This is a genomic window from Pseudomonas sp. S10E 269 (genome assembly GCF_002798465.1).
Classification (GTDB): Bacteria; Pseudomonadota; Gammaproteobacteria; order Pseudomonadales; family Pseudomonadaceae; genus Aquipseudomonas; species Aquipseudomonas pergaminensis.
Genome location: NZ_PHIJ01000001.1, coordinates 2,358,350 through 2,370,408, shown reverse-complemented (window position 1 = coordinate 2,370,408; position 12,059 = coordinate 2,358,350). Strand labels below are relative to the sequence as shown.

At 60.3% G+C, this 12,059-nt stretch carries 9 protein-coding genes; 2 read left to right on the top strand and 7 right to left on the bottom strand.

Annotated elements, in window-relative coordinates; all coding sequences use genetic code 11:
- Window positions 1-32: 32 nt before the first annotated feature.
- Window positions 33-290: a helix-turn-helix domain-containing protein gene (locus CWC48_RS10935; protein WP_371857045.1), complete on the bottom strand. Its 258-nt coding sequence runs from the start codon at window positions 288-290 to the stop codon at window positions 33-35.
- A gap of 8 nt (window positions 291-298) precedes the next feature.
- Window positions 299-1,573 carry a type II toxin-antitoxin system HipA family toxin gene (locus CWC48_RS10930; protein ID WP_099493337.1) on the bottom strand — a complete coding sequence of 425 codons (1,275 nt, stop codon included), beginning with the start codon at window positions 1,571-1,573 and terminating at the stop codon, window positions 299-301.
- A gap of 351 nt (window positions 1,574-1,924) precedes the next feature.
- On the opposite strand from CWC48_RS10930, the gene CWC48_RS10925 reads away from it, so the two are divergent.
- Window positions 1,925-3,199 carry an autotransporter domain-containing protein gene (locus CWC48_RS10925; RefSeq protein WP_100491860.1) on the top strand — a complete coding sequence of 425 codons (1,275 nt, stop codon included), beginning with the start codon at window positions 1,925-1,927 and terminating at the stop codon, window positions 3,197-3,199.
- Between the two features lie 89 nt (window positions 3,200-3,288).
- On the opposite strand, the gene oadA is transcribed toward CWC48_RS10925, so the two are convergent.
- A complete protein-coding gene (oadA, locus tag CWC48_RS10920) occupies window positions 3,289-5,097 on the bottom strand; it encodes a sodium-extruding oxaloacetate decarboxylase subunit alpha (RefSeq protein WP_100491859.1) in 1,809 nt (602 codons plus the stop codon).
- 11 nt (window positions 5,098-5,108) lie between these two features.
- A complete protein-coding gene (locus CWC48_RS10915) occupies window positions 5,109-6,524 on the bottom strand; it encodes an acetyl-CoA carboxylase biotin carboxylase subunit (RefSeq protein WP_003195732.1) in 1,416 nt (471 codons plus the stop codon).
- 196 nt (window positions 6,525-6,720) lie between these two features.
- On the opposite strand from CWC48_RS10915, the gene CWC48_RS10910 reads away from it, so the two are divergent.
- Entirely contained in the window at window positions 6,721-7,695 is a 975-nt protein-coding gene (locus CWC48_RS10910; RefSeq protein WP_078050794.1) for a LysR family transcriptional regulator, read from the top strand.
- Here the strand turns inward: CWC48_RS10910 and CWC48_RS30535 are convergent.
- From CWC48_RS30535 to CWC48_RS10895, 3 genes are all read right to left on the bottom strand, one after another.
- Window positions 7,625-7,822, bottom strand: a complete 198-nt coding sequence (locus CWC48_RS30535) for a PA3496 family putative envelope integrity protein (RefSeq protein ID WP_078050795.1) — start codon at window positions 7,820-7,822, stop codon at window positions 7,625-7,627. The genes CWC48_RS10910 and CWC48_RS30535 overlap by 71 nt on opposite strands.
- Window positions 7,823-7,969: 147 nt before the next feature.
- The gene (gene hexR / locus CWC48_RS10900) at window positions 7,970-8,836 is read right to left on the bottom strand and encodes a transcriptional regulator HexR (protein WP_003177007.1); all 867 of its coding nucleotides are present in this window, start codon (window positions 8,834-8,836) and stop codon (window positions 7,970-7,972) included.
- 158 nt (window positions 8,837-8,994) lie between these two features.
- Window positions 8,995-11,871 (bottom strand): EAL domain-containing protein, encoded by a 2,877-nt coding sequence (locus tag CWC48_RS10895; RefSeq protein ID WP_099493257.1) that lies wholly within the window; start codon window positions 11,869-11,871, stop codon window positions 8,995-8,997.
- Window positions 11,872-12,059 lie beyond the last annotated feature (188 nt).

The following is a 12,059-nucleotide window of genomic DNA, read 5'->3' as shown; positions in this document are numbered from 1 at the left end:
ATCGCGGGCAAGCCCGGCGCCTGCATGGATCCTCAGCGGCGGACCTTGACCACGCCCATCTTCAGTCCAAACGGCCTGAACACGGCATTCAGTGACTTAAGCGTCTGATTCCCTTCGCCATGTTCAATATGCACCAACGTGCGCACAGAGATTTTGCACATCTTGGCGAACTGGGCTTGGTGCAGGCCAGTGACTTCGGTGCGTAGACGGCGCACAGCGTCGCCTATTTCGAGAGAACCGTCTGACAAGCCCTGCTCGATGCTTTCAATCACTTGCGCGCGCTGACTCATCGAGAGGCTCATTGGAGGCCCCAACTTCTCAGACGCTGATCAAGGTTTCGTAAGGCAATACTCGGATGATTCAAGGTGACCTTCGGTAAACCACTGTCGACTAATATATCCGGCAGCGCCCTGAGACGCTGAGCATCTGTGCGTAAGCGCTCAAAGGCATCCGTGGGGTTAATAACCGGTGCGAGCGCATTACATACACCGCGCCAATCAATATCACCCGCGACTTCCAGGGGCCGCGGCCACTTAGTCGTGCGAGTAACACCTTCAGGGTCCATGACCATCGGTGCGAGGTCGTAGATGGGGGCCAGACGCAAGCTATCGGGGCCACGAATAATCGATGTGTTCCGCCCATGGTTGTCGGAATTCCCCAACACTTTATTGAGCAAGTCGCGACGAAGATAATCCGCGACCAAGTCGGTCAATTGTTCACCTTGACCTGCCTGCTGCCACAAACCTGCCAGTTGCAACAACACATCCAGATGGCTCATCGCGCTGCCCGGTTTTGTTACACCTGCCAGAGAATAAATGGACTCCACCGCAAAGCGCTCCACTCCTTGATCACTGACATGACGATCAAAACGGTGCATCCAAAGACTTGGCTTTGTCGCCATCTCCAACGCCAAGCCCTCGACTGCAACGGTCTCGATCCCTAATGACTGCAGCGCTTTGTAGTAGTGAAATTCGCTTCTCAGAATGTCTTGATCAATCTGCAGGCCTTGATTACGAGCAAACTTTATAAACCAGTGCTGGCTGGCTTGATCATCACCCAACACCGCATCTGGATAAAGCAAGCCTTCGTGGCTTTGCGTCAACAACAGCTTTGGGGCCTCTCCACCTGCGCCGGTCGCTCCCCCAATAGCAGCCCCCTGCTCGTAGGCGTACTCCAGAAATCGGTTATCGCGATCAATCACCTCCTGTCGTTCAAAGCCCATAGGTGGACGGTCGTTGAGGGCCTGAAGTGACTCCTTGATTCGCATGTGTCCGATAGGGGCAGGAGTGCTTCGCGCTAACAAAAACAAATCCGAACTGACGTTATCAGTGCTCAGCATCTCAAAGCGGCTAGCCAGGAACCGCTTCGCTGCACCCGCAGGTGCGATGTCATGAAGAAAGGCCGGGGCGTTCCGGGGAGCCTCCTGCGCCCAGTTCAAGGGCACCCTTACACTCACGGCCTTGGCAAACACAGTGTCAATATGGTCCAAATGATCAACCAGGTAATCAGACTCGTAGCCGAAACGGCAGGGGCTTGCGAAACCTTTATCCGGCTCTGAAAACTCAAGCGTCATTGCGTCCTGCCAACGATCGGCATTGAATATCTGCAGAGTAAGCCTGTACGCATCGTCAATACGCAATTTAATGCACCTTCAGATAATATATAAGCGCCACAAACGCAATATAGTGCATAAATTGCATTGTGACCGCCAAAAAATTGCAATTTAATGCAGTTTCATTACAACTCTCGAACCCAATCCGCATCAAAATGCGTATCCATGCTTTCAGCCGATGCCTATTGATCCGGAGTTTTTAATCGCACCGCACTAAAGACAACTCCCGCAAACCAAGGGTCGCTGGCCTGACAGTTATCACCCCGCCATCTCGCTAAATTCCTGGCCTCATTCATCAGAGGCCGGGAATTCATGCCCTTTTCAGTCAAGAAACTCACACGCGCTATCACGCTCGCACTAGGCGTCGTCAGTGCGCAACTGTCCCATGCCGTCATGCCCTTTCAGTTCCCACTGGATCTGCCCTACGACTACTGGTTTTACGCACCCGTCACTGAAACCTCTTCTCTGGACAACCACCTCACGCGTCGGGCAACCACTGACAACGGTCGCCAGGTTGCCAGGATGCTTGAGCCCGCACTGAAGCGCTTGTTGGAATCCGGCCAGTTGAGCTCCCAGCAGATCAAGGCGTTGGAGAAGCTTGACGCTGCGCTTGCCAAACGACCTGGCGAGTTCGGCATGGCCCTGGAACAGTTGGCCGGCAGCCAGAACGCCAACCTCGCGGCGGCTACCCAAGCCACCACCGAGCAGATCAGCGGCCAGTTGCTATCGGTGCTGCGCACACGGCCCACGGACGAGGATGGCCACTTCTGGGTGCAGGGCCTGTCCGACGAAGGCAGCCTGGACAAACAGGGTGGCAGTGCCGGCCTGAACTACGGCACCCAGGGCTTGATGCTGGGGGCCGATTGGGCGCTCGACCATGCCTGGCGTGTCGGCGTCATGGGCGCTAAATCCACCAGCGACCTGGATGCCCAACGCTTTTCCGCCGACTTGGACAGCTGGCACCTGGGCGGTTACGCCGTTCGCCAGGATGGCCCGTTGTCCATGCGCCTGGGGGCAATCTATAGCAGCCACGCCGGGCAGAACACCCGCGCTGTTCAGCTTGTGGACTACAAGGAATCGCTCAAAGGCAGCTATGACGCGCAGAGCCAAAATGTGTTTTCCGAATGGGGCTACCAACTGGGCAACGGGGACATCAGCGTCGAACCCTTCGCCGGCCTCGGTTACCAGCGCTACTACCGCGAACGTTTCAAGGAACAGGGTGGCCTGACCGCACTGAACGTTGGCCCACAAACCCAGCAAAACCTGAACAGCACCCTCGGCCTGCGCCTGGCCACGGTGTACCGTTTCGATAACCGGATGAGCCTCACGCCTTACGTGAGCACTCACTGGAAACACCTCTATGGCAACGTCGACAGCCAGGTCAGCCAGTCCTTTCGCACTGCGGCGGGCTTCGGTACAGACTTCACCATCAACGGCACCGCCCTGGACCGCAACAGCCTCAACTTGCAGGCGGGGCTGGATCTGGCATTGTCGAACGAACACACGGTCGGCCTGGCCTACACCGGTGAAAGCGGCACACACAGCCGCAACCATGGGCTGATGGGGCGATGGCGCGTGATGTTCTGAACCCGACCTCGGCGGCCGATAAACCCCAGGCGAAAAAAAAGGGGGGCACCTGCCCCCCCGAGGATTAAGCGGTAGTGTCGAAGGCTTGATCAGCCTTCGATTTCAATCAGGATTTCGCCAGGGTTGACCCGGTCGCCCTTGGCCACGTGAACGGCGGTCACCTTGCCGGCAATCGCTGCCTGCACTTCGGTTTCCATCTTCATGGCTTCGGTAATCAATACAGCCTGGCCGGCCTTGACCACGTCGCCTTCCTTGACCAGCACATCAACGATATTGCCCGGCATCGCGGTGCTCACATGGCCCGGCTCGGTGGCGTGCTTGCGCTTGCTGCCGCCGCTGCTGACAAATTCGTTGAGCGGTTCGAACACCACTTCTTCCGGCATGCCATCGATAGACAGGTAGAAGTGGCGTTTGCCTTCGGCCTTCACGCCCACACCGGTGATGTCCACGCGGTAGCTTTCACCGTGCACGTCGATGACAAACTCGGTCGGCACGCCTTCGCCACCGGCACGCGCCACACCGCCGGCTTCAGGAATCGGCAGCAGCACTTCCGGCGCCAGGGTGCCGGCGTCGCGTTCTTCGAGGAACTTGCGCCCGATGTCCGGGAACATGGCGTAGGTCAGCACGTCTTCTTCGGACTTGGCCAACGCGCCGATTTCGCCGCGCAGCTTGGTCATTTCCGGCTTGAGCAGGTCGGCCGGACGTACGTCGATCACCTCTTCGCTGCCGATGGCCTGGCGACGCAGTTTCTCGTTCACGGTGCCCGGCGCCTTGCCGTAGCCGCCTTGCAGGTAGAGCTTCACTTCGTTGGTGATGGTCTTGTAGCGCTCGCCGGCCAGTACGTTGAAAAACGCCTGGGTGCCAACGATCTGCGACGTTGGGGTCACCAGCGGCGGGAAACCCAGGTCTTCACGCACACGCGGAATCTCGGCCAGCACTTCACCCATGCGGTTGAGGGCGCCCTGCTCTTTCAGTTGGTTGGCCAGGTTGGAAATCATCCCGCCCGGCACCTGATTGACTTGCACACGGGTGTCGACGGCGGTGAATTCGCTTTCGAACTGGTGGTACTTCTTGCGCACGGCGTAGAAGTACAGGCCGATCTCTTGCAGCAGTTCCAGGCTCAGGCCGGTATCGAATTCGCTGCCTTTGAGGGCCGCGACCATCGACTCGGTACCTGGGTGGCTGGTGCCCCAGGCGAAGCTGGAGATGGCCGTGTCGATATGGTCGGCACCGTTTTCGATGGCCTTGAGTTGGCACATCGCGGCCAGGCCGGCCGTGTCGTGGGAGTGGATAAAGATCGGCAGGGTCTGCTCGGCTTTCAGTGCCTTGACCAATTCACCGGTGGCGTACGGGGTCAGCAGGCCAGCCATGTCCTTGATCGCGATCGAGTCGCACCCCATGGCTTCCAACTGCTTGGCCTGGGCCACGAAGGCCTCGACGGTGTGCACCGGGCTGGTGGTGTAGGCGATGGTGCCTTGGGCATGTTTGCCGGCGGCTTTCACCGCTTCGATGGCCACGCGCAGGTTACGCACGTCGTTCATGGCGTCGAAGATGCGGAATACGTCGATACCATTCACGGCCGCCTTGGCCACGAACGCCTTGACCACGTCGTCGCTGTAGTGGCGGTAGCCCAGCAGGTTCTGGCCACGCAGCAGCATCTGCAAGCGCGTGTTGGGCAACGCGGTACGCAGTTTGCGCAGGCGCTCCCACGGGTCTTCTTTCAGGAAGCGGACGCAGGCGTCGAAGGTCGCGCCGCCCCAGACTTCCAGGGACCAGTAGCCGACTTTGTCGAGCTTGTCGCAGATCGGCAGCATGTCCTCGGTGCGCATGCGAGTGGCGAGCAGCGATTGGTGGGCGTCGCGCAGGATGGTGTCGGTTACGAAAATCTTCTTAGTCATTGTTGTATTCCTCACAGGCCTGCGTGGGCGGCGATGGCGGCGGCGATGGCCAGGGCCAGCTCTTCGGGTTTGCGCTTGATCGAGTAGTTGGTCAGCTCAGGGTGGCTTTCCACGAAACTGGTGTTGAACTGGCCGCTGCGGAATTCCGGATTGCGCAGGATTTCCTGGTAGTAGGCGGCGGTGGTCTTCACGCCTTGCAGGCGCATGTCGTCCAGGGCACGCAGGCCGCGGTCCATGGCTTCTTCCCAGGTCAACGCCCACACCACCAGCTTCAGGCACATGGAGTCGTAGAACGGCGGGATGGTGTAGCCGGTGTAGATCGCCGTGTCGGTGCGCACGCCGGGGCCGCCAGGTGCGTAGTAACGGGTGATCTTGCCGAAGCTCGGGAGGAAGTTGTTCTTCGGGTCTTCGGCGTTGATACGGAACTGCAACGCGAAACCACGGTGCTGGATGTCTTCCTGTTTCACCGACAGCGGCAGGCCGGAGGCGATGCGGATCTGCTCGCGGACGATGTCGATCCCGGTGATTTCTTCGGTGATGGTGTGTTCCACCTGCACCCGGGTGTTCATCTCCATGAAGTACACCTCGCCCTCGGCGAGCAGGAACTCCACGGTGCCGGCGTTCTCGTACCCCACGGCCTTGGCGGCACGCACCGACAGGTCGCCGATGTAGGCACGCTGCTCAGGGGTCAATTGCGGGCTTGGGGCGATTTCGATGAGCTTTTGGTTGCGGCGCTGGATCGAGCAATCGCGCTCGAACAGGTGCACCACATTGCCAAAGCTGTCACCGAGGATCTGCGCTTCGATGTGCTTGGGATTGACGATGCATTTTTCCAGGAACACTTCCGCCGAACCAAAAGCCTTGGTGGCCTCGGAAATCACACGGGGGAAGGCTTGTTCGAGTTCTTCACGGCTGTTGCAGCGACGGATACCGCGACCACCGCCACCGGAAGTGGCCTTGAGCATCACCGGGTAACCAATGCGGTCGCCTTCGGTCAGGGCTTCGTGGATATCCGCGACGTTGCCTTCGGTGCCCGGCGTGACCGGCACACCGGCCTTGATCATGCTGCGGCGCGCTTCGGTCTTGTCGCCCATGCGGCGAATCACTTCGGCCGAGGGACCAATGAATTTGATACCACGTTCGGCACAGATGTCCGCCAGCTCGGCGTTTTCCGACAGGAAACCGTAGCCGGGGTGCAGCGCATCACAACCGGTTTCCACCGCCAGGTTCACCAGCTTGCGCGGGTTCAGGTAGCCGGCCAGGGGCTCGGCACCAATGCTGTGGGCTTCGTCGGCACGTTTGACGTGCAACGCGTGGCGGTCGGCGTCGGAGTAGACCGCGACCGAGCGAATGCCCATCTCGGCGCAGGCACGCACGATTCGTACGGCAATTTCACCACGGTTGGCGATCAGGATCTTTTTTATCACTTGGAAATTCCCTTGAGCCGATTGCTGCGTTCTTCGACCCACTAGACCCGGGTCGGCGCGTGACCAAATGTTTCATGACAGTCGCGAGACACACACTAAGCCTGCAGAGGGATTAACAAAAATCAATAATTATTGGGTCGTGCATAAGTAAAGACTTATAGTTGGCTCGACAGCCGCTGGCAAAAGGATTGAAATAATGCGTAAGTCATTGATGCGTATGACATTACGTCAACTGCAGATCTTCAATGAAGTGTGTGACTTGCGCTCGTACAGCCGCGCTGCCGAGGAAATGTCCCTCACACAACCTGCCGTGAGCCTACAAATTCGCCAGTTGGAAGAGCTGATTGGCCAGCCGCTGTTCGATTACGTCGGCAAAAAGCTCTACATGACCGAGGCCGCCGAGGCCTTGCAGCGCGCCAGTCGCGATATTTTCGGGCGCCTGGAAAACCTCGACATGCAGCTCTCGGACATGCAGGGCTCGTTGCAAGGCCAGCTGAAACTGGCGATTGAATCCAGCGCCAAATACTTCGTGCCGCACCTGTTTGCGGCCTTCAAGCGCCAGCATCCGGAGGTGCAGTTGCACCTCACCGTGGTGAACCGCGCCCAGGTGATCCGACGGCTGTCGGACAACCGTGACGACCTGGTGATCATGTCCATGGTGCCCCAGGACATGGGCCTGGAATTCCTGCCGTTCCTCAACAACCCGATCGTCGCCGTGGCGCCACCCGATCACCCGCTGAGCCTGCAAGGGCCGCTGCGCCTGCAGGATCTGGAACCCTACACACTGCTGGTGCGCGAACCGGGTTCCGGTACGCGACTGGCGTGCGAGGAGTATTTCAAGGAGAAACGCGTGCACTTCACCCAGACGGTGGAAGTGGCCTCGGCCGAGGCGCAGCGTGAATGTGTATGCGCGGGGTTGGGCGTGGCCCTGCTGACGCGTCACGCGGTCAACATGGAGCTGGCCACCGGCGGGCTCAAGGAGCTGCCGGTGGAAGAGCTGCCGCTGTACCGCAGTTGGTGCCTGGTGCAGGCCAAGGCCAAGCGCCTGTCACCGGTGGCCCATGCGTTCCTGGGCTTTATCCGCAGCGAGCGGGTGCAGATCAGCGCGCTGGCTGAGCGCTTCGCTGGGCAGCCGCGGGTGCCTGCCAGTGGAGTTCCGGGTAATCCGTGATGCTTTGGAGCAACTGGCGCTCCTCGCAACGGTCTTCGATTGCGCGACGGAACGCCATGCGGCGCTGGTCTTCCTGCTGACGACGGGTTTTGACGGAGCTGCTGCTTTCTTCGTAGTGCCGGGCCATTTGGAGTCTCCCAATGCGAGTACGGGGAGTTCAGGATGGCCCTGGGCGATGACGCAGCGATGACAGCCTGATGAAGATTCTGGGTTCGCAGGAGACCCAAATGTGGGAGGGGGCTTGCCCCTCCCACATTTTGCTCTGTGTACCGCTTTAGTCATCCAGGGCTTTGACGGACTTGGGTGACAGGCGAAGGCTGCGCAGACTGCGCTTCACGCTCTTGAGGTGGTTGACCAGGCTCGGCCCGCGCGCCATGGCCACGCCCATCGCCAACACGTCGATCACCACCAGGTGGGCAATGCGTGAGGTCAGCGGCGTGTAGATCTCGGTGTCTTCGTGCACATCGATGGCCAGGTTGACCGTGGACAGTTCCGCCAACGGCGTCTGGCTCGGGCACAAGGTGATCAGCGAAGCGCCGCTTTCACGCACCAGGTTGGCGGTGATCAGCAGGTCTTTGGAACGCCCCGATTGGGAAATGCAGATGGCGACGTCGGTGGGCTTCAAGGTTACCGCCGACATGGCCTGCATGTGCGGATCACTGTAGGCCGCTGCGGTGAGCAGCAAGCGGAAGAATTTGTGCTGGGCATCGGCAGCCACCGCGCCGGAGGCACCAAAGCCATAGAACTCGACGCGTTGGGCCTGGGACATGGCCGTCACGGCCTTTTGCAATTCCACCGGGTCGAGCTTCTCGCGCACTTCCATCAGGGTGTGCAGGGTGGTGTCAAAGATCTTCAGGCTGTAGTCAGCGACAGAGTCGTCTTCATGGATCGCGAATTGCCCAAAGCTCGCACCGGCCGCCAGGCTTTGGGCCAGCTTGAGTTTCAAGTCCTGGAACCCGGAGCAACCGATGGCGCGGCAGAAGCGCACGATGGTCGGCTCGCTGATGCCCACGCTGTGGGCCAGGTCGGCCATGGAACTGTGCATCACAGCCGCAGGGTCAAGCAGCACGTGATCGGCAACCTTGAGTTCCGATTTGCGTAACAGGTGGCGCGACTGGGCGATATGTTGCAACAGGTTCAAAGGGCAGGACTCTTGTTATGGGCAGGGCCAAGGATGTAGCAAGCTTGTAGTTATACTACAAGAATTGCCGTTTTGCCCGTCCGACGCATCACTAAATCGCCCTGCCCGCCTTTGAATCTAAGGGCGGCGCAGTTGTAGCCACAGGGGCGGCCTTGGTGTCACGCAGGAAAATCTGCATTTTCCCGTAACAAATCCGCCAGCCCTTCAGCCTGCATCGGTCGGCTGATCAAATAGCCCTGCACTTCGTCACAACGCTCCCCGCGCAGGAAATCCAACTGCTGCTGGTCTTCCACGCCTTCGGCCACCACCTTGAGCGCCAACCCGTGGGCCATGGCGATGATCGCGCGGGTGATGGCAGCGTCTTCACGCCCCTGGCCCAGCCCACGGATGAAGGTCTGGTCGATCTTCACGTAATCCACAGGAATGCGCTTGAGGTAGCTGAGGGACGAATAACCGGTGCCGAAATCGTCGATCGCCAGCTTCACCCCCAGGTCGCGCAGTTGCTGGAAGGTGGCGATGATATGTTCGACGCTGTCGAGCAATTGGCTTTCAGTCAGCTCCAATTCGAGGTATTGCGGGTCCAGGCCGGTTTCTTCGAGCACCTGGCGCACCAGGCTGACCAGCTTGCCCTGGCGCAGTTGATGCACCGAAAGGTTCACCGAGACCCGGATCGGCGCCAGCCCTTGACGCTGCCATTCACACGCCTGCCAGCAGGCTTGGCGCAGCACGAACTCGCCCAGCGGCACGATCAGGCCGGTCTCTTCGGCCAGGCCGATAAAGTCTCCCGGCGGCACCATGCCCCACTGCGGATGCTCCCAGCGGATCAACGCCTCGGCCGCATTCAGCTTGCCGGTGGCCAGGCACAGCTTGGGTTGATAGAACACTGAAAGCTGGCGTTCTTCGATGGCCTTGCGCAGGTGGTTTTCCAGCTGCAAGCGCTCCAAGGTGCTGGCTTGCAGGCTGTCGGTGTAGAACTGGAAGTTGTTACCGCCCAGGTGTTTGGCGTGCTGCATGGCCATGTTCGATTGGCTGACCAGCGCGGAAATTTCCCGCGCATTGTCCGGCAACAGGCTGACGCCCATCGAAGCACTGACCACCAGTTCATGCCCTTCCACCGTCACCGGCACCCGCAGCTTGGCCAACAGCCGCGTAGCGACGCGCGCCAGGCTCGACAGGTTGCCGTAGGCGTCGAACAACACGGCAAACTCATCCCCGGACAGGCGGGCAATGGTGTCGGCCTCGGGCAAGGCGTTGATCAAGCGGCGCGCCATTTTCTGCAGCAACTGGTCGGCGACTTCATGGCCAAGGCTGTCATTGAGCAGCTTGAAACGGTCCAGGTTGATGTGCAGCAACGCCAAACTGCGCCCGCCCTGGCGCACACGCTGGTGGGCCTCGCGCAGCCGTTCGCGGAACAGCGAGCGGTTGGCCAGGCCGGTCAATTCATCGTAATGAGTGAGGTAGCGCATGCGTTCTTCGGACTCACGCCGCGCCGAGAGATCGGCGAAGAAGCCCACGATATGGCTGACGTTGCCCCGGATATCGCGCACCACATTCAATTGCAGCCACTGCGGGTACAGCTCGCCGTTCTTGCGCGTTTCCACCAGCTCACCCTGCCAAGTGCCGTGGCTGAGCAACGCCTGGCGGATCACCGGGAAGTGGCGACGTGCATCGCGGCTGCTGGGCAGTTCGACCACATTGCGGCCGATCATGTCGTCGGTTTCAAAGCCTGTGACGCGGCTGAACGCCTGGTTGACCGCAATCAGCTTGTAGTCCGGATCAAGGATCACAATCCCTTCGCTGGCGGCCTCGAATACCGTCGATGCCAAACGCTGCTGTTCTTCCAGGGCCTTGCCGGCAGTGATATCGCGGCGTGTACCGAGCATGCGCGTCACCCGCCCACTGGGCGCGCGCTCTACGGCGCGGCCACGGTCTTCGATCCACACCCAGTGCCCATCGCCGTGGCGCACGCGGTATTCCACCAAGTAGTCCTCGCTGCGACCCTTAAGGTGTTCCACCAAGGCACGCTTGAGCAGCGGCAGGTCTTCGGGATGCAGGCGCGGCTTGAGGTGGCTGAGCATCGCCGTGACGTATTCCGGCTCCAGGCCGAACAGTTCCTTGAGCTGGGTGTGGTGGACTTCGTCGGTTTGCAGGTTCCAGTCCCACAGGCCCAACTCACTGGCTTGCAGGGCCATGGCCAGGCGCGCTTCGCTTTTATTCAGGGCCAGGCTGGCGGCATCTAGCTCCTGGCTGCGTTGGGCCACGCGGTCTTGCAGGCCGATCTGGGCTTCGCGCAGTTCTTGCTCGACCTGACGACGTTGTTCGACTTCGCGCACCAACTCCTGATTGAGTTGCTCGCTGCGCTGCTGCGCCTGTTGCAGGTGCTCGATCAGCGCCTGGTTCTGGAAGCGCCTCAGCAGCCCGCGCTGGATCAGGCGATTGACCTGCCACGCCACCAGGCTCAAGGACGCCAGCAGGATCAGGCCGAGTACGCCCCAGCCACGTTGCTGTGGGTCGCCGCTCCAGAACAGGTAAATGATGGCGGGCACCAGGCATGGCAAGGCGAACGACAAAAACGCTGGCAGGCTCACGGCGTATGCCACGCTGGCCGACAGAGTCGCCGCGCCGATCAGGCCGAACACCCAGGCCTGCTGCATAAAACTGTCCACGGGCACCAGGGCGATGGCGGCGGTGGCCAAGGTGAGGCCGCTGACCGCCGAGCCGAGCATAAACATGCGTCGCCAAACGGGCTGGGCCTGGCGGCTGGGCATGGCGGAGTCAAACGCCGCCACCTGGATCACGCGCATTGCCACCAGGGCCAGCAGCCAGACCAACCAAATGCTGTCCAGCAGGTATTGCTTGGGGTTCCAGAGCAGCCAGGCGCAGACCAGGCCATTGACCAACATCAACAGGGTCGGCAACAGCGAGCCTTGATACAAAAGGCGCGTGCGCTCGACCGCCATCTCCGTGGCGTAGTGTTTGCGAAGAACCTGCGCGGGCGCCGCCGAGGGGCCGAGCAGATCGGTGCTGAGGGTCATAGGCAGTGTTCTTATAATGGTGAGCCCGAAACGTCGACGGAGCATACACAAGCAAGCGCCTGGGCCAAACTGCTCTGCGTCATAAAAACTGCACGCTCATGCGCCGCAATCTCCGGGGCCAGACGGCTTGAGCGAGACGCCGCGCGGGCTGTGGCCATTGACCGACCGGTCATCACCCTGAAGGTTTT

Excerpts from the sequence above, each read along its gene's own strand:
- CWC48_RS10935 (WP_371857045.1), bottom strand. The coding sequence starts at position 290 with ATGAGTCAGCGCGCGCAAGTGATTGAAAGCATCGAGCAGGGCTTGTCA.
- CWC48_RS10930 (WP_099493337.1), bottom strand. The coding sequence starts at position 1,573 with ATGACGCTTGAGTTTTCAGAGCCGGATAAAGGTTTCGCAAGCCCCTGC.
- CWC48_RS10925 (WP_100491860.1), top strand. The coding sequence starts at position 1,925 with ATGCCCTTTTCAGTCAAGAAACTCACACGCGCTATCACGCTCGCACTA.
- oadA (WP_100491859.1), bottom strand. The coding sequence starts at position 5,097 with ATGACTAAGAAGATTTTCGTAACCGACACCATCCTGCGCGACGCCCAC.
- CWC48_RS10910 (WP_078050794.1), top strand. The coding sequence starts at position 6,721 with ATGCGTAAGTCATTGATGCGTATGACATTACGTCAACTGCAGATCTTC.
- CWC48_RS30535 (WP_078050795.1), bottom strand. The coding sequence starts at position 7,822 with ATGGCCCGGCACTACGAAGAAAGCAGCAGCTCCGTCAAAACCCGTCGT.
- CWC48_RS10895 (WP_099493257.1), bottom strand. The coding sequence starts at position 11,871 with ATGACCCTCAGCACCGATCTGCTCGGCCCCTCGGCGGCGCCCGCGCAG.